General features: G+C 66.4%; 24 protein-coding genes and 1 pseudogene. 6 read left to right on the top strand and 19 right to left on the bottom strand.

Annotation, left to right across the window (positions count from 1 at the left end; genetic code table 11):
* Positions 1 to 9 precede the first annotated feature (9 nt).
* The 12 genes and pseudogenes from priA to AB1446_05260 form a co-directional block, all read right to left on the bottom strand.
* Positions 10 to 2,202, bottom strand: coding sequence for a primosomal protein N' (gene priA, locus AB1446_05315; GenBank protein ID MEW6546321.1), 2,193 nt, complete (start codon positions 2,200 to 2,202; stop codon positions 10 to 12).
* Positions 2,195 to 3,631 carry a bifunctional phosphopantothenoylcysteine decarboxylase/phosphopantothenate--cysteine ligase CoaBC gene (coaBC, locus tag AB1446_05310; protein MEW6546320.1) on the bottom strand — a complete coding sequence of 479 codons (1,437 nt, stop codon included), beginning with the start codon at positions 3,629 to 3,631 and terminating at the stop codon, positions 2,195 to 2,197. The genes priA and coaBC overlap by 8 nt, the downstream gene beginning before the upstream one ends.
* A gap of 25 nt (positions 3,632 to 3,656) precedes the next feature.
* On the bottom strand, positions 3,657 to 3,863 hold the full coding sequence (rpoZ, locus tag AB1446_05305; protein MEW6546319.1) for a DNA-directed RNA polymerase subunit omega: 207 nt from the start codon (positions 3,861 to 3,863) through the stop codon (positions 3,657 to 3,659).
* A 10-nt stretch (positions 3,864 to 3,873) separates the two neighbouring features.
* The gene (gene gmk, locus AB1446_05300; GenBank protein ID MEW6546318.1) at positions 3,874 to 4,569 is read right to left on the bottom strand and encodes a guanylate kinase; all 696 of its coding nucleotides are present in this window, start codon (positions 4,567 to 4,569) and stop codon (positions 3,874 to 3,876) included.
* Between the two features lie 10 nt (positions 4,570 to 4,579).
* Positions 4,580 to 4,861, bottom strand: a complete 282-nt coding sequence (gene remA / locus AB1446_05295; GenBank protein ID MEW6546317.1) for an extracellular matrix/biofilm regulator RemA — start codon at positions 4,859 to 4,861, stop codon at positions 4,580 to 4,582.
* A gap of 26 nt (positions 4,862 to 4,887) precedes the next feature.
* Positions 4,888 to 5,862, bottom strand: coding sequence for a DUF1732 domain-containing protein (locus AB1446_05290; GenBank protein MEW6546316.1), 975 nt, complete (start codon positions 5,860 to 5,862; stop codon positions 4,888 to 4,890).
* A 44-nt stretch (positions 5,863 to 5,906) separates the two neighbouring features.
* Positions 5,907 to 7,070 carry an LL-diaminopimelate aminotransferase gene (locus tag AB1446_05285; GenBank protein ID MEW6546315.1) on the bottom strand — a complete coding sequence of 388 codons (1,164 nt, stop codon included), beginning with the start codon at positions 7,068 to 7,070 and terminating at the stop codon, positions 5,907 to 5,909.
* 62 nt (positions 7,071 to 7,132) lie between these two features.
* Positions 7,133 to 7,981 carry a diaminopimelate epimerase gene (gene dapF, locus AB1446_05280; GenBank protein ID MEW6546314.1) on the bottom strand — a complete coding sequence of 283 codons (849 nt, stop codon included), beginning with the start codon at positions 7,979 to 7,981 and terminating at the stop codon, positions 7,133 to 7,135.
* Between the two features lie 72 nt (positions 7,982 to 8,053).
* A pseudogene (locus AB1446_05275) lies at positions 8,054 to 8,229 on the bottom strand (macrolide ABC transporter ATP-binding protein).
* Positions 8,230 to 8,289: 60 nt separating this feature from the next.
* On the bottom strand, positions 8,290 to 9,084 hold the full coding sequence (locus AB1446_05270) for an ABC transporter permease (protein MEW6546313.1): 795 nt from the start codon (positions 9,082 to 9,084) through the stop codon (positions 8,290 to 8,292).
* A gap of 2 nt (positions 9,085 to 9,086) precedes the next feature.
* A complete protein-coding gene (locus AB1446_05265) occupies positions 9,087 to 10,100 on the bottom strand; it encodes an ATP-binding cassette domain-containing protein (protein MEW6546312.1) in 1,014 nt (337 codons plus the stop codon).
* Positions 10,093 to 10,599: a MarR family transcriptional regulator gene (locus tag AB1446_05260; protein MEW6546311.1), complete on the bottom strand. Its 507-nt coding sequence runs from the start codon at positions 10,597 to 10,599 to the stop codon at positions 10,093 to 10,095. Before AB1446_05260 ends, AB1446_05265 begins: the two co-directional genes overlap by 8 nt.
* A gap of 177 nt (positions 10,600 to 10,776) precedes the next feature.
* Here AB1446_05260 and AB1446_05255 point away from each other — a divergent pair, with 177 nt between their 5' ends.
* The 6 genes from AB1446_05255 (at position 10,777) to dsrP (ending at position 16,513) form a co-directional block, all read left to right on the top strand.
* Complete coding sequence (locus AB1446_05255) at positions 10,777 to 11,418, top strand: RsbRD N-terminal domain-containing protein (GenBank protein MEW6546310.1); 642 nt, start codon at positions 10,777 to 10,779, stop codon at positions 11,416 to 11,418.
* A 3-nt stretch (positions 11,419 to 11,421) separates the two neighbouring features.
* Positions 11,422 to 12,417 carry a sulfate reduction electron transfer complex DsrMKJOP subunit DsrM gene (gene dsrM / locus AB1446_05250; GenBank protein MEW6546309.1) on the top strand — a complete coding sequence of 332 codons (996 nt, stop codon included), beginning with the start codon at positions 11,422 to 11,424 and terminating at the stop codon, positions 12,415 to 12,417.
* Positions 12,418 to 12,419: 2 nt separating this feature from the next.
* Positions 12,420 to 14,024, top strand: coding sequence for a sulfate reduction electron transfer complex DsrMKJOP subunit DsrK (gene dsrK / locus AB1446_05245; protein MEW6546308.1), 1,605 nt, complete (start codon positions 12,420 to 12,422; stop codon positions 14,022 to 14,024).
* A gap of 5 nt (positions 14,025 to 14,029) precedes the next feature.
* Positions 14,030 to 14,428, top strand: coding sequence for a sulfate reduction electron transfer complex DsrMKJOP subunit DsrJ (dsrJ, locus tag AB1446_05240; protein MEW6546307.1), 399 nt, complete (start codon positions 14,030 to 14,032; stop codon positions 14,426 to 14,428).
* Positions 14,428 to 15,207, top strand: coding sequence for a sulfate reduction electron transfer complex DsrMKJOP subunit DsrO (gene dsrO / locus AB1446_05235; GenBank protein MEW6546306.1), 780 nt, complete (start codon positions 14,428 to 14,430; stop codon positions 15,205 to 15,207). The genes dsrJ and dsrO overlap by 1 nt, the downstream gene beginning before the upstream one ends.
* Before the next feature lie 94 nt (positions 15,208 to 15,301).
* On the top strand, positions 15,302 to 16,513 hold the full coding sequence (gene dsrP, locus AB1446_05230; GenBank protein MEW6546305.1) for a sulfate reduction electron transfer complex DsrMKJOP subunit DsrP: 1,212 nt from the start codon (positions 15,302 to 15,304) through the stop codon (positions 16,511 to 16,513).
* A 13-nt stretch (positions 16,514 to 16,526) separates the two neighbouring features.
* Here dsrP and AB1446_05225 read toward each other — a convergent pair whose 3' ends face one another.
* The 7 genes from AB1446_05225 to AB1446_05195 all read right to left on the bottom strand — a co-directional run bounded on the left by AB1446_05225 (position 16,527) and on the right by AB1446_05195 (position 22,796).
* Positions 16,527 to 17,054, bottom strand: coding sequence for a cation-translocating P-type ATPase C-terminal domain-containing protein (locus tag AB1446_05225; protein MEW6546304.1), 528 nt, complete (start codon positions 17,052 to 17,054; stop codon positions 16,527 to 16,529).
* Positions 17,055 to 17,154: 100 nt separating this feature from the next.
* Positions 17,155 to 18,294 (bottom strand): tyrosine-type recombinase/integrase, encoded by a 1,140-nt coding sequence (locus tag AB1446_05220; GenBank protein MEW6546303.1) that lies wholly within the window; start codon positions 18,292 to 18,294, stop codon positions 17,155 to 17,157.
* A gap of 213 nt (positions 18,295 to 18,507) precedes the next feature.
* Complete coding sequence (locus AB1446_05215) at positions 18,508 to 18,720, bottom strand: helix-turn-helix domain-containing protein (protein MEW6546302.1); 213 nt, start codon at positions 18,718 to 18,720, stop codon at positions 18,508 to 18,510.
* 159 nt (positions 18,721 to 18,879) lie between these two features.
* A complete protein-coding gene (locus AB1446_05210) occupies positions 18,880 to 19,725 on the bottom strand; it encodes a 2Fe-2S iron-sulfur cluster-binding protein (GenBank protein MEW6546301.1) in 846 nt (281 codons plus the stop codon).
* The gene (locus AB1446_05205; GenBank protein ID MEW6546300.1) at positions 19,718 to 21,679 is read right to left on the bottom strand and encodes an NADH-ubiquinone oxidoreductase-F iron-sulfur binding region domain-containing protein; all 1,962 of its coding nucleotides are present in this window, start codon (positions 21,677 to 21,679) and stop codon (positions 19,718 to 19,720) included. Before AB1446_05205 ends, AB1446_05210 begins: the two co-directional genes overlap by 8 nt.
* Entirely contained in the window at positions 21,676 to 22,221 is a 546-nt protein-coding gene (locus AB1446_05200; GenBank protein MEW6546299.1) for an NAD(P)H-dependent oxidoreductase subunit E, read from the bottom strand. Before AB1446_05200 ends, AB1446_05205 begins: the two co-directional genes overlap by 4 nt.
* 2 nt (positions 22,222 to 22,223) lie before the next feature.
* Positions 22,224 to 22,796 (bottom strand): 4Fe-4S dicluster domain-containing protein, encoded by a 573-nt coding sequence (locus AB1446_05195; protein ID MEW6546298.1) that lies wholly within the window; start codon positions 22,794 to 22,796, stop codon positions 22,224 to 22,226.
* Positions 22,797 to 22,799 lie beyond the last annotated feature (3 nt).

The raw sequence follows: 22,799 nt of genomic DNA, 5'->3' as shown, positions 1-22,799 counted from the left end.
TCCACCCCCTTAAAGCATATCATAAGGATCCACGTCCACGGTAAGCCGCACCCCCCGGCGTCCCTCGACCCGGGCCCGCCCCAGCGCATCCTCCAGGGGAGCATGGGCGCCCTGAGGCTCCCGGCTCTTCAAGACCACCACCCAGCGGAACATGCCCTTCAACGGCGAGAGCGGCGCTGGCGCGGGCCCCAGCACCTCCACCCCCGGGGCGGGGGGCAGGTGCCGGCAGATGTCCTCCACCGCCCGCCGGGCCTCCTGCTCTGCCGGAGCCGCGCATATCACCCGTACCAGGTGGGAAAAGGGCGGGTACCCGAGTTCCTCGCGCAGGCAGATCTCTTCCCGGTAGAAATCCCTGTAGTCGTGGGCCCGCGCTGCCCGGATCACGTGATGATCGGGATGATACGTCTGCACGATCACTTCACCGCCCCAATCGACCGCCATCTCCGCCAGGTCATACAGGACGGAGAAGGTCCGCTCCGCCGCCCGGAAGTCAGGCAGGTGCAACCCCACGTCGGCGTTGACCACCCCCACCAGGCCCAGATCGGGGAATTCCGCTCCCCCGGCCACCATCCGGGTGCCCACGAGCACGGCCGGGCGATGGGCAAGAAACGCTTTCCACACGGCCTCCACTTCTTGGGGACGGGATGCCGCGTCCGCATCCAGGCGGAAGACGGGCGTCCCCGGCAAAAAGCGCTCCACTTCCTGCTCCACCTTCTGGGTCCCCACCCCGAACAGGCCCAGCCCCCGCCCTCCGCAAAAGGGGCAGAAGTCGGGCACGGGACGGGAAAAGCCGCACAGGTGACAGTACATCAATCCACGGCGGTGATACACCAGGGAAACCCGGCAGCGCGGACATCCCAGGGCCTGGCCGCACTCCCGGCAGGCCACGGCCCCCGCATATCCCCGGCGGTTGAGAAACAGCACCGCCCTCTCCCTCCGGGCCACCACGCGGGCCAGGGCGGCCCTCATGGGGCCGCTCAGGTTACCCCGCGGGGGACGACCTGCCGCCGACCGCAGGTCCACCACCGTCACCGGGGGCAGCGGCGGGCGGGGCAACTCCCGCAGGCGGTACTCCCCCCGTTCGGCCCGGAAGAAAGTCTCCAGCCGGGGCGTGCTACTCCCCAGCACCACCTGGCCCACGGGGCGCATCATGGCTACCCGGGCGGCGTGGTAACGGGGCATTTCCTCCTGTTTATAGGCGTCGTCGTGCTCCCTTTCCACGACCACCAGAGCGGGGGTCGAAACGGGAGCAAAAACCGCCGACCGGGTGCCCAGGGCCACCCGTGCCCCACCCCGGACGAGGGATAACCAGGCCGCCTGTCTGCGGGCGGGGGTGAGCCCGGCGTGGAGCACCGCCAGGCGCCCTCCCAGCCGAGCACCCCACCAGCGGGCCAGCCTGTCCACCTGCTCGATCTCCGGTGCCAGTACGATGGCCGCTTCGCCCCGGGACAGGGCTTCCTCCACCGTGCCCAGGTAGATCTCCGCCCGGCCGTAGGCATCTCCGCCCAAGAGCACCACCGTCTCCGCCGCCTCGCGCCGTGGCGCCGCCCCTGGGGTGGACGACACCGCGGCCGCGCCAGGCGCGGGCTCGGACGGCAGGGTCCCCCGGGTGGCAGCAACTCCCCGGCGCGACCTCACCACCTGCACCAGTCCGTGCCGGGACATTATGCGCAGCGTCTCCTGCAGCGAGCGCGGCCCTTCCTCCCAGGCCTCCTCCAGGTCCCCGAGCGGCCAACTCCGCCGGCGCGGCGCGGTCAGGAGGATCCCTGCCAGCTTTTTCGCCCGCTGGGACCGAAGCGAGGCGACCCGGACTTGCAGTTCCCCGGCCGGAACCAGCAGGCGTACCGTCCCCCGCTCCTCAACCCGGAGGGCGGGAGGAGATACGGCCCGCAGTCCCGCTGCCGGCGGGCACATGTACAGTCCCGCCAGGGCCAGGGCCAGGCTCACCAGTTCCGGGGGTAAAGCCACCCGGCCGGGAACAAGGCCCAGCACAGGGCGGACTTCCGCCCGGTGCGGAGGCCGGCCCGGTCCCACCACGGTGCCTTCCATAACCCGGCCCCCGAACGGCACCTCCACCCGCTGCCCCACTGCCAGGCATCCCTTCAGGCAGGGCGGGACCAGGTAAGTCCACATCCCGCCCGCCCGCGGGGGGGCGTCGTCCAGGACAACTTCGACGTAATCCCCTTCGTCCAATTCACTCACCGCGGCGTGATTCCAGGAGGGGGACAACACGGTCGAGGATGCGATGAGCCAGTTCCTCCTTGCTCATCAGGGGAAGATCTTCGGTGGTCCCGTCGGGCCAGTACAACGTCACCTTATTGTCGTCGCTGGCAAAACCCATCCCGGGCCGGCTCACGTCGTTCACCACGAGTAAATCCAGGTTCTTGCGCGCGATCTTCTCCCGGGCGTGGCGGTCGATGTCGTCCGTCTCGGCGGCGAACCCCACCACCACCGTGTTCCCTTTCCGCCTGCCCACTTCCGCCAGGATGTCAGGGGTGGGCTCGAGTTCCAGCAACCAGCCCGCCTTATCCTCCTTCTTCACTTTGCACGGGTACACCCGGCGGGGACGCCAGTCGCCCACCGCTGCCGCCTTGAGCACCAGGTGAACGCCCGGCAGCCTCTCCATGACCGCGTGGTACATCTCCTCGGCAGAGGTAACGCGCACCAGATCTACTCCCTCCGGCGGTGGCAGCTCCACGGGGCCCGACACCAGCACCACACCGGCACCCCGGGCCCGCGCGGCGCGGGCGAGGGCATACCCCATCTTCCCCGATGAGGGGTTGGATATGAACCGCACGGGATCGATCATCTCCCGGGTGGGACCGGCCGTGACCAGCACCCGCCGTCCTGCCAGGTCGCCCGCCGGCACACCCACAGCCCCGACGTCCCCGGCGGGCTCCGCCGCTCTGACCGACCCGGACTCCCGCGCAGGTTCGTCCGCCCTTGGGATGGCCGCTCCAGCGCTAGCGAGCCGGCACGCCGGCGCAGCAAGCATTGCCACCACCCGCTCCACGATGCGGGCAGGCTGGGGCAGCCTGCCCACCCCCACCGTCCCCTCGGCCAGCCACCCCGTCTCGGGGGGTATGAAATGGTACCCCAGCTCCTTGAGCCGGGCCATGTTGCCCTGAAACACGGGATTCTCGTACATGCGAAAATTCATTGAAGGGCAGAAGACCACGGGGGCCCGGCAGGCCATGATGGTGGTAGTCAGGAAGTCATCGGCGATACCGGCCGCCACCTTCCCCACCACGTTGGCGGTGGCGGGAACCACCAGCAAGAGATCCGCCCGCTCCGCCAGCGCCACGTGCTCCACGTTCCAGCGGGTCACCCGGGAAAACAGGCGGGTGACCACCGGGTTCCCGGAGATCGTCTGGAGGGTGAGGGGCGTCACGAACCTGGTGGCGGCGCGGGTCATCACCACGTGCACGTCCGCACCCAGCTGGCGGAGACGGCTCACCACCTCTACCGCCTTGTAGGCGGCGATCCCGCCGGTGATGCCCACCACCACCACCTTCCCCGCCAGGGCCGGCTGCGGGGACGCCGCCCCTCTGGCCGTGCCGCTGCCGGCTTCCCTGCGGGACTCCTCACCTCCAGGCTCGCCTGTCCTGAGTTCCTCAGGGGACACCACCATTCGCCCCCCTCCCGCGGCGGCCCACCTACTTCATCCGCGCAACCTCGCGCCGGTAGGTGATGAGCCCGCTCGCTATTTCCTCCAGGGCTACTGTGACCGGCTTGCTGGAACGACTCACCAGCAGGGGAGGATGCCCTTCCAGCAGTTCCCGCGCCCTCTTGGCCGCCAGCGATACCAGGGTGTACTTGGCGTCCACGTAGGGAAGCAGTTGCTCGAGGGGCAGATCGACCAGGTTCACGGCCTCACCTCTCCTTCAACCCACTGACTCGTATAGGACAGTGGCGCAGCCCTGCGCCGCATCCCCGGCTGCCGGCCCCTTCACCGCGGGGGCTCTCCGGCAACCAGGGGAGATTCAGGCGGGGGAGTACCCGCCTCACCCTGCATCTTTCGGCGGTGATGATGGCCCTGACGGCGGCGACCGCCCGGTCCAGATCGTCATTCACCACCGCATAATCATACCACTCCACCTCGGCCAGTTCCGCCGCAGCCGCATGTCGGCGCCGTGCCAGGCTCTCCTCCGTCTCCGTCGCCCGCCCTTCCTGGCGCCGCCACAGTTCTTCCACCGACGGGGGTAGCAGGAACACGAACACGGCCTCGGGGAACACACCCCGGAGGGTGCGCGCGCCCTGCACGTCCTTCTCCATGATCACCGTGCGGCCTTCCCGGAGCAAGCGTCGCACCGGCTCGCCCGGGGTGCCGTAGAGGTGACCATACACGTTGGCCCACTCCACGAACTCGCCCCCCTGCAGGCGACGGCGGAATTCCTCTTCGCTCAGGAAATGATAGTGGACCCCGTCCACCTCGCCCGGCCGGGGATCCCGCGTGGTAGCCGATACCGCATATACCAGGTCGGGCATCTCGGCACTCAGGGCCTCCCTCACCCGACCCTTGCCTACCCCCGAAGGCCCGGAAAGAACCACCAGCAGTCCCGTATCCATGGACGAGCCGTCACTCCCTGCCCGGGGATTCCGCCGGCTCCTCAACCGCTTCCTTACCACCCACGCGGTGGGCTACCGTCTCCGGCTGCACTGCCGACAGGACCACGTGGCCCGAGTCGGCGATGATCACCGCCCGCGTCCGCCGCCCGTAAGTGGCATCGATGAGCAGGCCCCGGTCGCGGGCCTCACCGATGATCCGCTTGATGGGCGCAGATTCCGGGCTCACGATGGCCACGATCCGGTGGGCCGACACTATATTACCAAATCCCACGTTGACGAGCTTGATTTCCATGGTGACCTCCCCTGCTTCATCCGCCCCTACACCACATTTTGTCCCTGCTCCCGCATTTTCTCAAGTTCTGCCTTAATCTCGACCACCAGGGCAGAGACGGCAGCGTCCTGGGCCTTGGCCGCCATGGTGGTGGCCTCCCGGAACGCCTCCTGCAACAGGAAGTCCAGGCGCCGGCCGACGGGTTCGTCTCCGGCCAGCAGGCGCCCCATCTCCTCCAGATGGGACGATAGCCGTACCAGTTCTTCGTGGATGCTCACCTTTTCGGCGTGGAGAGCCACCTCCGCCACCAGCCGGGCCGGTTCCACCAGGGGTGCCAGTTCCCCGAGGCGCCTGACCAGCCGTTGCCGGTACTCCTCTTCCAGGTGGGGTGCTCGCGCCCGGACCTGAGCCACCAGTTCCCGCAACCGCGCTATCCTGGCGCCCATGTCCGTCCCCAGGCGCTCCCCCTCGGCGGCCCGCATTTCCTCCACCGCAGCCAGGGCCTGCTCCAGGGCGGGGAGGGCAGCCGCCCACACCCCCTCCACATCCACCTGGGCTTCGGCGGGCTCCATCACACCCGGCAACTGGGCGATCCAGACCAACTCTCCCGGCCCCGGCCGGCCGGTACCGGCCGACCAGCCCATCACGGCCCGCTCCTGCCGTACGGACGGCTCACCCATTATTGTCGCGCCGTCCCGCGCGGGCACCTCACCCGCTGCCGGAGCCATTTCCTCGGCCAGCACCCGGGCAAGTTCCTGCAGGGCATGGTGGTAGGCCCTGGCCAGGCCGCGGTCCACCCGCACCTGGCGGGGCAGGTCCACCGTGGGCTCGGCGGTCAGGAACACCTCCACCCGGCCGCGCTGCAGACGCTGCCCCACCACTTCCCGGACCCGCTCCTCCAGGGCCAGGCAAAAACGGGGGAAACGAACGGCCACATCCAGGAACCGGTGGTTGAGGCTGCGCACCTCCACCCTGACGCGCCATCCGCGCGCCTGGGCTTCCCCGCATCCGTATCCGCTCATACTGCGCACGCCAGGCTCTCCCACCCGGTTCATCCGCCCCTCGCTCAGAGGCTGTTCCGCAGGCGCCCCATGGCCTCCTCCAGGCGGGAGGTGGGCACGGTGAGGGAAATACGCACGAAGCTACGCCCGGTTTCCCCGTACGCCGACCCGGGAGTGACCATCACGCCCGCCTTTTCCAGCAGGTGGGCGGAGAACTCCTCATCCGTGTATCCCTGGGGTACGCGCAACCAGATGTAAAAACTGCCCCGCGGCGGCCGCACGTCAAACCCCAGGTCGCGCAGGGTTGACACCACCAGATCACGGCGCTGGCGGTACACCTCGTTCATGGAGGCGATGAAATGATCAGGGTTGTCCAGGAGGGCCTTCACCCCGGCCCGCTGCACGGCGGCAAACTGGCCCGAGTCGGTATTGGTCTTTATGACACCCAGCCCGGCCACCGCCTCAGCGTTCCCCACCGCAGCACCCAGGCGCCATCCCGTCATGTTGAAGGGCTTGGAGAGCGAGTAGAACTCGATGGCCACGTCTTTGGCACCGTCCACCTGCAGAACGCTGGGGGCAACGTAGCCGTCGTACGTGTTCTCCACGTAGGCAGCGTCGTGGCAGAGAAGAATATCGTACCGGCGGGCAAAATCCACCGCCCTGCGCATGAATTCCAGGTCGGCCACGCCCGCCGTGGGGTTGTTGGGATAGTTAATGAACATGAGCTTGGCTGCCCGCGCCACCTCTTCCGGGATGGCCTCCAGGTCGGGCAGGAAGCCGTTCTCGGGCAAAAGGGGCATGGAGTGGATGCGCGCCCCGCACAGGGCGGCATGAGTCCGGTACACCGGGTACGCCGGATCCGGCAGCAGCACCACGTCTCCGGGGTCCACGAAGGCCCAGAACAGGTGGGCAATGCCTTCCTTGGAACCGATGAGCGTCATCACTTCCCGGTCGGGGTCCAGTTCCACCCCGAACCTATCCCGGTACCGCCGGGCCATGGCCCGGCGGAATTCGGCCAGGCCCTCGTAGGGCGGGTAGCGGTGAGTGGAAGCGTCCTGGGCTGCCTGGTAGAGGGCGTCCACCACGTATCCGGGCGTGGGCACATCCGGATCTCCGATGGCCAGGCTGATCACATCCACCCCGCGGGCCACCAGTTCCTTGCGCACCTTATCCATACGGGCGAAAAGGTACGGCGGAATACTTGCTATCCTCTGCGCTACCTGCGGCATCGACATGCACCCCTTCCCAAATCCTCGCTCCACTGCTGCCGGCTGAGCCCGGCCGCCCCAAATCAGGGCCAGAGGAACTCCCCGCGGCACACCTCGTGGGCCGGCCCCGTCATGTACACGTTGCCCTCGGCGGACCACTCCACCTCCAGGTCTCCTCCGGGCAGAGAAACCCGCGCCTGCCGGGCCGCCCTGCCCTGCAGAGCCGCCGCCACCACGGCCGCGCACGCCCCCGTTCCGCAGGCCTGGGTGGGACCCGACCCCCTCTCCCACACCAGCACCTCCAGGTGGCCGCGCTCGCCCGCATCCCCGGGATGGCGGATACGCACGAACTCCACGTTGGTCCCCTGGGGGAAGGCGGGGTGCCTTTCCAGTTGGGGGCCGTACACCGGGAAGTCTTCCTCGCTCCAGCCATCCATGATCACGGCGTGGGGATTCCCCATGGACACCGCAATCATGCGGAATTCCCGGCCTGCCACCGGGACCGCCAGTTCCCGCCATCCCCGGGGGGGACCCATGTCCACCCGCACCCGGGCCCAGCGGGGCTGCCCGCCCACCGCTTCCACGTGCAGGATGCGGGTGTGGATAGGACCCGCCAGGGTGTCCACCTGGCAGTCGGGCCCGCGGCAGTACCCCCGGCTGTGCAGGTAGAAGGCAAAGCACCTCACCCCGTTGCCGCACATCTCCGCCTCGGAACCGTCGGCGTTGAAGATGCGCATCCGGTAGGGTCCCCCGTCCTGCACAGGGGGCAATACCAGGATGAGGCCGTCCGAGCCCACTCCCCGGTGGCGGTCGCTCACCGCCCGGGACAGCACCGGGAACTCGTCTTCCCCCACACCGGGGAGGTCGTGGGCCACCAGATCCACGAACACATAGTCATTCCCCAGGCCGTGCATCTTGACAAAAGGAACCAACGAGCGACCCCCCTGCCGTGCGGTCGCTTCTAGGATACCGATGCCCGGCCCCTTTGGCAACACCAGGCGTTACGCCGCCGGCACACCCCGGCATACGAGGGGGATTTCCACATTGGCCAGCGCCGTGAGACGGGGAAGCAGGTAGTAATTCTGGAAGACGAAACCGATGGCCGGTTGCGGATTTCGGCAAGCTGGGAGTCGGCCTTCCTGCTCACGTCCTCGCCGGCCAGCAGGTAGCGGCCGCCCGTGGAACGACCCAGCCACCCCTTTCCCATCACCGCGGTCGCCAGGACCTTCGGCCCGTGGCCTCAGGCGATGCTGCGGCGGAACAGAGAGGATGCCGCCACCGTCATGGCCAGGCCGGCCAGGGCCAGGACCACGACACCCCGGACCAGCCCTGCCCAGTCCCAGCCGCTGAGGAAAAGGGTGCGCATGGGATTGATGGCGTAACTCAGGGGATTCAGCACGGCCAGCCGGGCCAGCCACGGGGGCATCATGTCGAGAGGCATCATGGCGTTGGAAGTGAACATCAGGGGCATGGTGAGGAAGTTCACCACCGCCATCAGGGCCTCGTGACTGGTGAGCACCGCCCCCAGGCACAGAGAAATCCCGGCAAATACCTGGCTGAGCAGTACGGCCAGCAGGACCAAGACCGGCACCCCGGGGACCCCGGCCGCAAAATGGACTCCCATGGACAGGGCCAGTCCGAATATCACCAGTGCCTGGAAGGCGGTCTGGATGGCGATGGCCAGCATCTTGCCCGTAACAACGGCCGCCCGAGAGATGGGGGCGGCCAGCAGCTTCTGGAGATATCCCAGCCGCCGGTCCCACACCACGCCCAGCCCCCCGAAAATGCCGCCGAACAGGGTGACCATGGTGACTATCCCGGGCGCCATGTAGTCCAGATAAGACCGGGCGGGGAAGCCCGGTATGGCCGCTATCCGCTCGAACATGTTGCCCATCAGGGCCAGCCAGATGAGAGGCTGGATCAGGGTCATCAGGATGCGGATCTTCTGCCCCCACAGGCGCTTCAGTTCCCGCCAGCATATCCACCAGGTGTCAGCCAGCAGCGTGCCGCCCGCGACTGAAAACGCTTTCCCCATGCTCACCGCCGCACCCTCCTTACCGCCCTCACCATGCGCTGGTAACTTGCCGCACCCTCGTCTTCCCGCAACTGCCGCCCCGTGTAGCGCAGAAAGACGTCGTCCAGCGTGGGGCGCTTGAGGGCCACCGACTCCACCTGCACCCCCCGGGAGGAAAGGAAGTCCAGCAGCACCGGGGTAGCCCTCTCTCCTTCCCGGACCACCAACTGGAAAGCACCGTCCTCCCCGGGTTTTACCGACTCCACCAGGGGCAGGCCCGCCATTCCGGCGGCCAGATCGGGCCGGGCCGGCGCACCCGCCAGGCGGATGGTGATCAGGTCGCCCCCGAGGGAACGCTTCAGGGCTGCGGGAGTGTCCAGGGCCACGATCTGCCCGTGGTCGATGATCGCCACCCGATCGCACAGGCGGTCGGCCTCCTCCATATAGTGGGTCGTGAGGAACACGGTGACGCCGTGCTCGTCTCGCATCCGCCGGATGTATTCCCAGATGCGGCTGCGCGTCTGGATGTCCAGGCCCAGGGTGGGCTCGTCCAGAAACAGCAGCCGGGGGCGATGGATGAGACCGGCGGCGATGTCCAGCCTCTTGCGCATCCCTCCGGAATAGGTGGATACCGGACGGTGGGCGTGTTCCTCCAGTTCCACGGTGGCCAGGACATCGGCAATGCGCTGCCGCAGCGCAGCCGGTGCCAGGTGATACAGCCTCCCCTGCAGGTAAAGGTTCTCCCAGCCGGTCAGGCTCTCGTCCACCGCCACATCCTGGGACACGTACCCCAGTTGCTGCCTGACCAGATGCGGCGAGGCCACCACATCGTAACCGCACACCACCGCCCGGCCCGACGTGGGCCGGGTCAGCGTGGTGAGCATCATGATGGTGGTGGTCTTCCCGGCACCGTTGGGACCCAGGAAGCCGAATATCTCGCCCCTCCGCACCTGGAAACTCACCCGGTCTACGGCCAGGGTTCCGCCCGCGTATTGCTTGGTCAGCCGGTCCGTCTCGACTATGGCTTCGTCAGTCATGCTCCTTCGCGTTGCCTCCTCCCGGCGCCGTCCTCGCCCTCCCCAGGGTGCTATGCCGCCGGACTGCTTCCTGCAGCGCCTGCAAGCCGCGCCCCACCGCGTCCCGCTCCCCGGGGGACATCCCCTCGAACAGGTCCCGGTAGAATGACCACCGCTCCTGAAGTACCTGCCGGAGGGTTTCCTCCCCCGCAGGCGTTACGGAAACGTAAACCACCCGGCGGTCCTCGCACCCCCGCTCTTTGGTCACCAGGCCCAGGGCCGACATGCGCTCCACTATGTCGGTGACCGTGGGAGCGGAAACCCCCAGCGTTTCCGCCAGTTCGCCGGCAGTAACCTTGCCGTGCCTGCACAGCACGTGCAGCACCTTGAGCTGGGGCATCGTCAACCGCACGGGAAGCAATTCGTGCCAGTGCAGTTCTCTTATCGAACGTACCAGTTCCTGGTACATCACCAGGAGGTCTTCTGCGCTGAACGCCCCCGTCCCCCGCTCGTCACCCAAGCCGTTCCCCTCCGCAAGGAAGCATACTTAGACCGCGGCTAATTATATTCCCTGCCGTGCGCCCCGTCAACGCCGCCTCACATTCTCAGACCCACCGAAAGGAACAACCGGCACTTTTGGCGAAATTGTTTTCCCGGACCCGTCACAGGCCGTAGAGAGAAAGGGGAGGACGGCCGGGTGTCCCTCCAAGTTCTGCTCTCCGAGAAGAAACCGGCAATCGTTGAAAGATGGTTTGATGTCCTGCTGGAAGATTACCCCCCGGAAACCGTGAGGTTCCTGAAAGAGGAAAAGGACCGGTTCGCCAACCCGGTGGGGAGCACCTTCTACCAGGGGATAAAGGACCTCTACGAAGAGTTGATCCGGGAACCGGACCTGCGACGAACAGCCACGCTGCTGGACAGGATCATCAGGATCAGGGCCGTGCAGGGCCTGTTGCCGTCCCGGGCCCTCGCCTTCGTGCTGGACCTGAAGAAAGTGATCCGGGATGTGCTCGGGCCCGAAGCCCAGAACGGCAAAGTGCCGCTCGAAGAGTGGCGCCAGCTGGAGTCCAGGATAGACCACCTCGCCCTCCTGTCCTTTGACGTTTACCTGGACTGCCGGGAGAAAATCCACGAGATCAAGCTCAATGAGTTGAAGAACCGGACCTACCGGCTACTGGAAAGGGCCAATCTGCTCGTCGCCGCTCCCGAGCCTTCAGCAGAGCCCGCGGAGCAAGGGGAACACATGCACCGGGCCGAAACGCGACAGCAGGCGGACCCCCAGCGGCAAACGAGGCCGGGCGGCGACCACACCGTCGACCCGGAAGAAGGGGAGGGTTAACGAGTGGGCATCGGGATATCCCTCATTTTGACCGTCGCACTGGTACTGGTGGCATACGTTGGCGCAGAGGCCGGCCTGCACGTCCTCTTTGGGGCGGTCATACCGTATGTCGCCGGAGCCACCTTTGTGGCCGGGGTGATATACCGCGTGGTCAGGTGGGCGATGGCCCCCGTCCCCTTCCGCATACCCACCACGTGCGGGCAGCAGAAATCCCTGCCCTGGATCCGGGCAGCCACCTTCGATAACCCTTCCACTGCGGCGGGCGTCATAGTCAGGGTAGCACTGGAGGCACTCTTCTTTCGCTCCCTTTTGCGCAACACCCGGTTCGAGCTGCGGGAAGGCCCCAAGCTCGCTTACTTCTGGGAAAAGTGGCTGTGGCTGGCGGGACTGGCCTTCCACTGGTCCCTCTTCACCATAGTCACAAGGCACCTGCGCTTTTTCACGGAGCCGGTCCCCTCTTTTGTGCGCTGGCTCGAGGGTCTGGATGGCTTCTTCCAGGTAGGCGTGAGCGCCCTCTTCCTGACCGATGTGGTGGTACTGGTGGCCGCGACCTACCTGTTCCTCAGGAGGGTTGTCATCCCCCAGGTGCGCTACATTTCCCTGCCCGGGGACTACTTCCCGCTTTTCCTGATCCTTGGCGTAGCCATATCCGGTGTGCTCATGCGCTACTTCTTCCGGGTGGACATCACCGCCGTAAAGGAACTGGCCATGGGGCTGGTCACCTTCCACCCCGTCGTGCCCGGCGGCATCGGCACCCTCTTTTACGTGCACCTGTTCCTGGTCAGCGTCTTGCTCATCTACTTCCCGTTCAGCAAACTGGTGCACATGGCCGGCATCTTCCTCAGCCCCACCAGGAATCTGGCCAACACCAATCGTGAACGCCGGCACATAAATCCCTGGAACTACCCGGTCAAGGTGCACACTTACGAGGAATACGAGGAGGAATTCAGAAAGCACATGGTCCAGGCCGGTATACCCGTGGAAAAGGAGGACCACTGACCATGACGGCAACGCCCCAACCTGAGGAACTGGCCCGGGTTAACCACAAGCCGCCCCGCACGGGGTGGATGGACACCCCCGTCGAGTTCAAAAAGGGAACCTGGTGTTATGCCGCCAAGCCCAAGAGTCTGGAAGTCCTGGGGTTGCCGAACCCCCGGCAGTGGTCCCCCGAGGACGAGGACTGGAAGCTCCCCCCCAACTGGAAGGAGATCATCCTGGAAGGGCTCCGCGAGCGCCTGCACAGGTTCCGCTCCCTGCAGATCTTCATGGACGCCTGCGTGAGGTGCGGAGCCTGCGCCGACAAGTGCCACTTCTTCATTGGCTCCGGTGATCCCAAGAACATGCCGGTCCTGCGGGCCGAACTCCTCAGGTCGGTGTACCGCAAGGAGTTCACCACGGCGGGCAAGATCCTGGGGAAAATGGTGGGGGCCAGAGAACTGACCGAGCAGGTGCTCAAAGAGTGGTTCTACTACTTCTTCCAGTGCACCGAATGCCGGCGGTGCTCGGTTTTTTGCCCCTTCGGCATCGATACGGCGGAAATCACGATCATAGCCCGGGAGCTGCTGAACCTGGTGGGGTGCAACATCGACTGGATCGCCACCCCGGTAGCGAACTGCTACCGCACCGGGAACCACCTGGGCCTCCTGCCCCATGCGTTCAAGGACATGGTGGAGTTCTGTGTGGAAGAAATTCACAACGTCACCGGGATCGAGGTGGAACCGCCCTTCAACCGCAAGGGTGCGGAAATCCTCTTCGTAGCCCCCTCCGGGGACGTGTTTGCCGATCCCGGGATTTACACCTTCATGGGATACCTCATGCTGTTCCACGCCATCGGCCTCGATTACACCCTGAGCACCTATGCCTCCGAGGGCGGGAACTTCGGCCTGTTCACCTCCCATGAGGTGATGAAGAGGCTGAATGCCAAGATATACGCTGAGGCCAGGAGGCTGCGGGTGAAGTGGATCCTGGGCGGCGAGTGCGGCCACATGTGGCGTGTGCTCCACCAGTACATGGACACCATGAATGGCCCGGCCGACTTCCTGGAGGAGCCGGTCTCCCCCATAACGGGCACGAAGTTCGAGAACGCCAAATCCACGAAGATGGTCCACATCTGCGAGTTCACGGCCGACCTGATCAAGCACAACAAGCTGAAGCTGGACCCCAGTCGCAACGACCACCTCAGGGTCACCTTCCACGACTCCTGCAATCCCTCCCGGGCCATGGGGCTGCTTGACGAACCCCGGTACATCCTCAAGAACGTCTGCCGCCACTTTTACGAGATGCCCGAAAACACCATCCGCGAATACACCTTCTGCTGCGGCAGCGGCGCCGGCCTGGGCCCGGACGAAAACCTGGAGATGAGGCTCAGGGGAGGCCTCCCCCGGGCCAACGCGGTAAAGTACGTCCACGAGAAGCACGGCGTGAACACGCTGGCCTGCATCTGCGCCATCGACAGGGCAGCCCTGCCGCCCCTGATGGATTACTGGGTTCCCGGAGTGGGAGTAGCCGGCGTCCACGAACTGGTGGGGAATGCCCTGGTCTTGCCGGGCGAGGGCGAGCGGACAACTGACCTGCGGGGTAACCCCCTGCAGCGGACGGAGGGCTGATGGGGATGTACGACTCAGGCAAGATACTGGCGGGCCTGGCGATATTCGCCATGTTGATAACCTTCCCCGTGTGGTACCACCTGGGGAAGGCCACCCCTCCCCCGGAGCCGGACCTGGACACTCCGGCAATCGCCCAGTTGGCGCAAAAGGAGTGCGTAGAACCCACTGACTATATGAGGGCCTCCCACATGGAGCTCCTGAAGCAATGGCGGGACTGGGTGGTGCGGGACGGGAAAAGGATCTACGTAGGGCAGGACGGCAAACAATACGTCATGAGTCTTGAGGATACGTGCCTGAAGTGTCACTCCAACAAGGCCCGGTTTTGTGACCAGTGCCACAATTACGTGCGCGTACAGCCCAACTGCTGGAATTGCCACGTTGTTCCGGAGGAGGGGGGCCGGTGATGGAGATTAGTCGAAGGACCTTCCTCAAGCTGAGCGGGCTGGGCCTGCTGGGTCTGCTGGGAGCACCGGTGATCGACGTCCTGGCCAAGACCGACCGGGCCCGCGTGGCTCGAGCTCCGGGAGCCCTCACCGCCAAGAGATGGGCCCTGGTCGTGGACATGAGGAAGTGCTGGGAAAACGGAAAAGGCACCTGCCGGGACTGCATCCTGGCCTGTCACCGGGAGCACAACGTTCCCGACATCCCCGAGGAGAAAGAACAGGTCAGGTGGATATGGACCGAACCCTACGAAAACGCATTCCCCGAGCAGGGGCATCAGATTGGCGCAGCGCTTAGCGGCAAGCCCTTCCTGGTACTGTGCAATCACTGCAGCGACCCCCCGTGCGTGAGGGTGTGCCCCACCCGAGCCACGTTTAAGAGGGAAGATGGAATCGTCATGATGGACTACCACCGCTGCATCGGATGCCGGTACTGCATGGCCGCCTGTCCCTACGGGGCGCGGAGCTTCAATTTCACCGATCCGCGTCCCTTCATAAACAGCGTCAATCCCGCCTACCCCACCAGGGAAAGAGGCGTGGTAGAGAAGTGCAACTTCTGCGAAGAGAGGCTGGCGGCGGGATCACCCCCCGCGTGCGCGGCCGCGTGCCGGTACGGGGCACTGGTCTTCGGAGACCTGGAAGATCCCGGGTCGGCGGTGCGGGAAATCCTGCGCACCCGCTACACCATCCGCCGCAAGCCCGAGCTGGGCACCCGGCCCAACATTTACTACGTCGTAGGATGAACCCCAGCGGGACGTGCCGGTAGGGGCGAGGCATACAGGCCACGGTGGGACGGGCCGGGAGCGTGGCGTGACAAACCAGGCGGGAGGGCCGGTGATGATCGAGAAAGCACTGACCGGAAGCAAGAGGTACTGGGGATGGGTGATCCTCCTGCTCGCCCTGATGGGCGCGGGGCTGGGCTGCTACCTGCTGCAACTCTCAAGAGGCCTCACCATTACGGGGATGAGCCGGGACGTTTCCTGGGGCCTGTATATAGGCCAGTTCACCTTCCTTGTCGGGGTGGCGGCCTCGGCGGTGATGGTGGTGCTGCCCTACTACCTTCACAACGTCCGGGAATTCGGCAGGATCACCGTGTTCGGCGAGTTCCTGGCCGTTGCCGCCGTGATCATGTGCCTGCTGTTCGTGATCGTGGATCTCGGTAAGCCCATGCGGGTATTCAACATGATTCTCTACCCGACCCCCAACTCGATACTGTTTTGGGATATGGTCGTGCTGACGGGCTACCTGCTCCTCAACCTGGTGATCGGGTGGAACGTCCTGGAGGCAGAGCGAAACGAAGTGCCGCCGCCGCGCTGGGTCAAGACCCTGGTGTATGTTTCCATCCCGTGGGCCATAAGCATCCACACGGTGACCGCTTTCCTTTACGCCGGGCTCCCGGGGCGACATTACTGGCTGAACCCGCTCCTGGCCGCGCGCTTCCTGGCCTCCGCCTTCGCCTCCGGCCCGGCCCTGGTGATCATCCTCGCCTTCGTAATGCGCAAGTTCAGTTCCTTTGACGCAGGCCGGGAAGCCATCGGGAAGCTGGCCCTGATCGTTACCTACGCACTCACCACCAGCATGTTCTTCCTGGGTCTGGAACTCTTCACCGCCCTCTACAGCCGGGTGCCCGGTCACGGGCTGCCCACCATTGAGTACCTCTTCACGGGAAAGGACGGGACCGGGAACCTGGTGCCCGTCATGTGGGCATCTGTGGCGCTGGGGCTGGTAGCCGCGTACCTCCTGATCAACCCCGCCACCCGCCGCCGGGAAAGCACCCTGCTGTTTGCCTGCGCCGCCACCTTCGTTTCCATATGGCTGGAAAAGGGGATCGGACTGGTGATCGGCGGGTTCATCCCCAACCCCTTCGAAAAGATAACGGAGTACGCCCCCACGATGCCCGAGATACTCATAACGGTGGGGGTGTGGGCAACCGGCCTGCTGATCCTCACCGGCCTGTGCAAGATTGCCATCTCCGTCAAACAAGCGACCGGCCATGCCGCCAGTCCTTCCTGCGGCGCGTCCGCATCTCCTCCGCAGAACAGCGCCTGACGCAAGCAACCCGTCAGCGACGGGGGAAAACGAGCAGGCCCACCAGGGCCACCAGGTCGCCGGCGAGGGCAGCGGCCAGGACTACCACCCACTGAGGCCATCCCAGCGCGACCGTGTGGAAGAACCGGGAAATCCAGGGAACGTATATCACGGCAAGCAGCATGGCCAGCGAAATCACCACCGCCCCCACCAGGGCAGGGTTCCCCCGGGCGGGCATCTGAAACAGCGAACGGGTCTCCGACCGGCAGTGGAAGGCATGCACCAATTGGGCCACGACCAGACACGCGAACGCCATCGTGCGCGCTCCGTCCAGGCCCTCCGCCCCACCGCTCGACAGCGGAGCATATACACCCCACCAGAACACGGCCAGGCTGGCTAACCCGATGAATATCCCCCTGGCCATGATCCGACGCAGCATGCCGCGGGCGAAGATGCTCTCGCGGGGCGGCCGGGGGGGCCGCTCCATGACGTCGGGCTCCGCGGGCTCCAAGCCCAGGGCCAGGGCAGGTAGCCCGTCCGTGACCAGGTTCACCCACAGCATATGGATAGGGTGCCAACCCCGCTTTCTTGCCACTGTTTTGGGGGACCAGGCCGCCCTTCTGCTAACCCCTGCTAACCGCCCGAGCGCTGGGTGACCAGCCCTAGCCGCGGGTATCCCCCGGCCTCTGGCCGAGGGCCCGCTCTACCGCACGCACCGCTTCCCGCTGGGTGTCCGGGAGCAGGTGGCTGTACGTATCCAGCGTGAGGGCCACACTGGAGTGGCCCAGCCGCTCGGAGACAACCTTGGGATGGACCCCCTGGCGGAACAGCAGGGTGGCATGGGTGTGCCGCAGGTCGTGGAAGCGCAGCGGTTGCACCCCTGCTCGCGCCGCGGCTGACTTGAGCACCTTCGCTACGTAGCTCGAGTCCAGCGGCCGCCCCCGGGCAGTGGCAAAGACCAGGTTGTAATCGTGCCACCCCGGGCCCGCGCGCAGGCGCTCTTCCGCCTGCCTTTTCTTCCACTGCCACAACACCCGCGCCGTCCCCCCGTCGATGGGTATCTTCCGCCGGGAACCGGGTGTCTTGGGGTCCTGCCACACGGGCTCACCCCGCACGGGCAGAAAAAGCGAACGCCTGACCAGGATTTCACCCCTGTTGAGGTCTACGTCATCCCAGGTCAGGCCCAGGAGTTCGCCCAGCCGCATCCCGGTGGTAAGCGCCACATGAAATAGCGTGTAGCAGCGCGTCCCCTGCGCCGCATCCAGGAAGCGGACCACCTGCTCTTCGTCCCAGACGCCCATCTGGCGGGGTCCTGCGGCTGGAAGCTTGACCGCATCCGTGGGGCAGCGGCCGATCAGGCCCCATTTGACCGCCTGCCTGCACGCCGCCCTCAGGACCGTGAACACCGTCCTCCGGCTCCGGTCGGATAACCGGGAAGACAGTTCACCGAGGGCCCGCTGGACATCCAGCGCGCTCAGGTCCGCCAGCGGGACCCGGCCGAGCGTCTCCTTCCAGTGCTTGAGGTGGCTCCTCCACACCCGCAACGTCTGGGGTCGGACGCTGTCCCTCACAGCCTCCAGCCATTCATCCAGGTACTGCCCGAGGGTAAGGTTCCTGGGTGCCGTCCCCATTAGCCCTCGCCCGAGGTCCGCCAGCATCTCGCTCCGCACCCGTTCGGCCTCGCGCTTGGGCCCCCTCACCGTCACCCACTTCTGACGCCGCTTCCCCGTTTCGGGATCACGGGGCAGCTCCACCACCACGGCCCAGGAATTCTTCGACCTCTTCCGGATGTGGCCTCTCACCCCGCCGCGCCCCCCTCAACCGACCCGACCCTCCATCTCATGGGTAATAGGATCGGGAGTCAGGTAGAATTGGGAGGGCACGGCTACTCCTGGCCGCGAAGCTTTGCGAACCGGAGAAGGTCAGGCAGGGCGGCACACCCGTAGCGCAGCACTCCGGGCTTTCCCACGCCGGGGCCATACCTGACTGACCGCCCCACCGCAACGCAGCCGGGCTTAAATCGCACGACAACCTCCGCCCGTGCTACCCTCCTTCCCTATGGCAAGCAACCTGTCACGAGGGACACGGATGAACCGCCCCAACCTGATCGAAGGTATGAAACCCCGACGCACAAGCTCGTACGCCGTGCTGCGCTTAAGTCTCAGCAGACGAGCGGCCTCCTCGACCGTAAGGAACTGGGGCAACTCTTCGGGCGCCAACTTGCCCACCTCCCCTTCTCATGGGTATGCCGGTCGGGGAGGCATTTACCGGTCTTGGTTGCTGGGTGAGGAGATCGCAGCACAGTCACGGTGTTCACGCACGGCCTGAAACACAACGCAGACGGGATGCACGTTATACCGGAAGTGGGGCAGCCGAGGCCGGCCGGATTAGCCAGATCGACAGAAACGGGAGAGCATCTCCTTCCGCCGGCAGGCCGGGCACAGGTCGGCCATGCCCTCCGGGACAGGGCCTCCCCTCGCCTGGATCATACGGTTGCTCCACAGAGTATGGCCGCAAGAGCGGCAGGTGCCCAGGGGAACGGTTGTCTGCCAGGCCGGGAGGTGGGCGCGGGCCACCGGGACTCCGGCATGCGGGGGGAGTGCGCTGCGCTCGATCACCACGTCCACGGCTCCGGTCGGGCAAACTTCCATGCAGGCGCCGCAGGCGGCACACGTTTCCGAGGATGTCCCGAAGGGGGGAGTAACCCGTCGGAACACACCCCTCCCCGCGAAACCGATCGCGAAGTGGCCAAGCCGCTCACAGGCTTGAACGCAGCGGCCGCACAGGATGCACTTCTCCTTAAGGGGAGCTGGCACCGGGGGCAGGGCCGACTCCGTGGGGGCCGGGATCCTTGCTCTTGAGCCAGGCGCGGGAGCAATCCCCAGACCCTCGGCCAGTTGCTGCACGATCCCTGCGTCGGGGCAGCGTTCCAGCAGGAACGTCAGGACCGCCCGGCGCACGCGCATCACGCGGGGGGAATCCGTTCGTACCACCGTGCCCGCCTGAGCAGGGGTCGTGCACGAGGCCACCACCCGGCCCGGTGCCGGTGGGCCGGCGTGGGTATCGGGCCGCGTTGCCTCCACCACGCACAGCCGGCATGCCCCGTATGGTTCCAGGCCCGGATGGTAGCAGAGCGTGGGGATCGATATGCCAGCCCGCCGGCACGCCGTGAGCATGGTCTCGCCAGGGCGGACGGGCACGGGGAGACCGTCCACCGTCATGTGCTCACTCATTCCGGTTCACCCCCTCGTCGGCCGGTGAGCGAGGCTCCACCACGATGGCCTCGAACGGGCAAGCATCACGGCAGACCCCGCACAGGGTGCATCGAGCCTGATCGATGATGTGGGGCTGGCGCGGTTCGCCACCTATGGCTCCCCGGGGACACGCCCGCAGGCAGGCTCCGCATCCGGTACACGTTTCAGGTACGATGCCGAACCGGAAGAGTTCCCGGCACACGCCAGCCGGGCAGAAACGATCCCGGACGTGCTGCTCGAGTTCGTCGCCAAAGTAACGAAGCAGACTGAGCACCGGGTTGGGGGCTGTCTGACCCAGGCCGCACAGGGAGCCGTCTTTCACCGCCCATGCCCATTCTTCCAGCAAGCCGACGTCGTCCGGTCGGCCTCCTCCCGCGCATATCCGCTCGAGGATCTGCAGCATGCGGTGCGTACCCTCGCGGCAGGGCACGCACTTGCCGCAGGACTCTGCCCGGGTGAAGGAGAGGAAGTAGCGGGCCACGTCCACCATGCAGGTGCGCTCTCCCATCACCACCAGGCCTCCGGAGCCCATGATGGTGCCGGCCCCCGTGAGACTCTCGTAATCCACGGGCAAGTCGAGCAGAGAGGCGGGCAGGAACCCTCCGGAGGGACCGCCCGTCTGCACGGCCTTGATCCGGGTCCCCCGGGACAGGCCACCACCGTTGACCTCCACCATGTGGCGCAGGGTGGCCCCCATGGGTACTTCCACCAGGCCCGTGTTGGACACGTCCCCCACCAGGGAGAACACCTTGGTGCCCTTGCTTCCCTCCGAACCCACGCTTGCGTATAGCTGCGCTCCGCTCATCAGGATGAGGGGTACGTTGGCCCACGTCTCCACGTTGTTGATCACGGTGGGACGCCCCCATAACCCCTTTTCGGACGGAAAGGGCGGCCGGGGTCGGGGTTCGCCCGGTCTGCCTTCGATAGAGGCCAGCAGGGCCGTCTCCTCGCCGCAGACGAAGGCACCCGCTCCCCTGACCACGTGCACTTCGAACGCAAACCCCGACCCGAGGACGTTTTCCCCGAGGAGTCCGGCTTTCCTTGCCTCCGCGATGGCAGTCTCCAGCCGTTCCACGGCCAGGGGGTACTCCGCCCGCACGTAAACAAATCCCTCGTGGCAGTGACCCACGGCCAGGGCGCCGATGGTCATACCCTCTATCACCGAAAACGGGTCGCCCTCCAGCAGTCCGCGGTCCATGTAGGCGCCGGGGTCACCTTCATCGGCATTGGCTATCACGTATTTCTGCTCCCCGGGAGCGCGGCGGGCTGCCTGCCATTTGGCCCCGGTGGGGAAGCCGGCGCCCCCGCGGCCGCGCAGGCCGGCCCGTGTCACCTGCTCGACCACCCACTCCGGCCCGCGGGCCAGGGCCTTCTCGAGGGCCAGGTACCCGCCCCGGGCGACGTATTCGGCCAGGTCGGCGGGATTGACGAAACCGCAATTCCGCGTGACCCACCGCAATTGACCGCGGTAAAACGGTAGATCCCAGATGAGGGGGATCTCACCGGCTGGAAACCGGGGGTCAGGGGTGGTGGGCTGGGTCTGGCCGTCGCTGCGATCGGCAGCAGGGTACTGGCCCAGCAGGTGGGCCCGGGGGAGTTCACCCCCCGCCAGCCACGCCGCCACCTGATCTGCCGCCTCAGCGGTAACCCGGCCAAATACCAGGGCGGGGCTGCCCGGCAACCGCACTTCCACCAGTGGCTCCTTCTGGCACCATCCCAGGCATCCGGTCGGTACCAGGCAGGCCACGGTGTCCCGCCCGGCGAGGGCGGCCCGCAGGGCATCCCACGTTTCCCGGGCGCCAGCCGCCAGGCCACAGCTGGCCATCCCCAAACTCACCCGCGGAACCTTGGGCGCAAGGCGGGCCAGCCCCTCCTCTCGCAGGGCGCGGAGCAGCGGTGAGAAAGGCCGGTCTGAGGTGGGTATGGCCGTCACGTGCCATCACCGCCCTGGAGGCTGCCTGTGCGCGCCAAGACCGAAGCAAGAAGGCGGGGGATATCCTGGGGCCTCACGCGCCCGAACGTCCTGCCGTCCACCCGCACCACCGGGGCCAAACTGCAGCACCCCAGGCAGCGTACTCCTTCCAGGTGGAAACAAAAGTCCGCGCTGGGCTGCCCCATGGGGGTTCTCAGGTGCTCCTCGAGCGCTTCGGCCAGTTTCGTCCCGCCGCGCACGTAACAGGCGGTTCCCAGGCACACCTGGACCATGTGCCGGCCGCGGGGCGACAGGCTGAACGCTGCGTAAAAGGTCGCTACCCCGTACACCCTGCTGAGCGGGATGCCCAGTTCCCGGGCTACTGCCCGCATGGCGGCAACGGGGAGGTGGTGCCACCTCTGCTGCACCGTCTCCAGCACCGCGGTCACGGCCCCGGGCCGGTCGCGCAGAGAACGGGCGATGGCGGCAGCCTCCGCCGCAATGGCCTCTTCTTCTTCAGGGTGCGGTGGACTGATGCCCCGCACGGAAGTTGAGGCGGACAAGGTCAGGCCCCTCCCTCGCCGGTCAGGCCTGCTCCGGGTGCCGCCGGGGCAGGCCACTCTCCCGCCAGCAGCCGGGCCAGGGCGGCCTGGCGCTTGCGCCTGGCGGCGGCGCTCACCTGTTCCAAACGCAGCGCCCGGGTGGGGCAGGCTGCCACACAGGCCGGGCCGGAGGGAAGGTGAAGGCAAAAGTCGCACTTCTGCGCGCGCCTGGTTTCGGGTGGGTGCCACACTGCCCCGAAGGGGCAGGCCACCATGCACATGCCGCATCCGATGCACTTATCCCCGTCGCACAGCACCAGGCCGCGGGGTTCGTCCCGGGCCATCGCCCCGGTCACGCAGGCCGACACGCACGGCGCGTCTTCGCAGTGGCGGCAGGGGACAGGTGACCTTACTTCTCCCACCTGCTCGACCACGATGCGGCGGTGGGGAAGGGGCCGTTCGGATATGGCTCCGTACAGGTGGCCGGAGGTGGAGTGGGCCACCGCACAGGCCAGCTCGCAGGACCGGCATCCCAGGCAGCGGGAAGGGTCCATGGTGATCTGGGGCAGCAATTCCTGGACCGCCGATGCTGTCAAGGT

Source organism: Bacillota bacterium, from assembly GCA_040757085.1.
Classification (GTDB): Bacteria; Bacillota; Sulfobacillia; order JACIYH01; family JACIYH01; genus JACIYH01.
The sequence above is the reverse complement of the archived record's forward strand: the minus strand, read 5'-3'. Positions and strand labels throughout refer to the sequence as shown.

Excerpts from the sequence above, each read along its gene's own strand:
- coaBC (MEW6546320.1), bottom strand. The coding sequence starts at position 3,631 with ATGGTGGTGTCCCCTGAGGAACTCAGGACAGGCGAGCCTGGAGGTGAG.
- gmk (MEW6546318.1), bottom strand. The coding sequence starts at position 4,569 with ATGGATACGGGACTGCTGGTGGTTCTTTCCGGGCCTTCGGGGGTAGGC.
- remA (MEW6546317.1), bottom strand. The coding sequence starts at position 4,861 with ATGGAAATCAAGCTCGTCAACGTGGGATTTGGTAATATAGTGTCGGCC.
- AB1446_05290 (MEW6546316.1), bottom strand. The coding sequence starts at position 5,862 with ATGAGCGGATACGGATGCGGGGAAGCCCAGGCGCGCGGATGGCGCGTC.
- AB1446_05285 (MEW6546315.1), bottom strand. The coding sequence starts at position 7,070 with ATGCCGCAGGTAGCGCAGAGGATAGCAAGTATTCCGCCGTACCTTTTC.
- AB1446_05270 (MEW6546313.1), bottom strand. The coding sequence starts at position 9,084 with ATGGGGAAAGCGTTTTCAGTCGCGGGCGGCACGCTGCTGGCTGACACC.
- AB1446_05265 (MEW6546312.1), bottom strand. The coding sequence starts at position 10,100 with ATGACTGACGAAGCCATAGTCGAGACGGACCGGCTGACCAAGCAATAC.
- dsrK (MEW6546308.1), top strand. The coding sequence starts at position 12,420 with ATGACGGCAACGCCCCAACCTGAGGAACTGGCCCGGGTTAACCACAAG.
- dsrJ (MEW6546307.1), top strand. The coding sequence starts at position 14,030 with ATGTACGACTCAGGCAAGATACTGGCGGGCCTGGCGATATTCGCCATG.
- dsrO (MEW6546306.1), top strand. The coding sequence starts at position 14,428 with ATGGAGATTAGTCGAAGGACCTTCCTCAAGCTGAGCGGGCTGGGCCTG.
- dsrP (MEW6546305.1), top strand. The coding sequence starts at position 15,302 with ATGATCGAGAAAGCACTGACCGGAAGCAAGAGGTACTGGGGATGGGTG.
- AB1446_05225 (MEW6546304.1), bottom strand. The coding sequence starts at position 17,054 with ATGCTGTGGGTGAACCTGGTCACGGACGGGCTACCTGCCCTGGCCCTG.
- AB1446_05210 (MEW6546301.1), bottom strand. The coding sequence starts at position 19,725 with ATGAGTGAGCACATGACGGTGGACGGTCTCCCCGTGCCCGTCCGCCCT.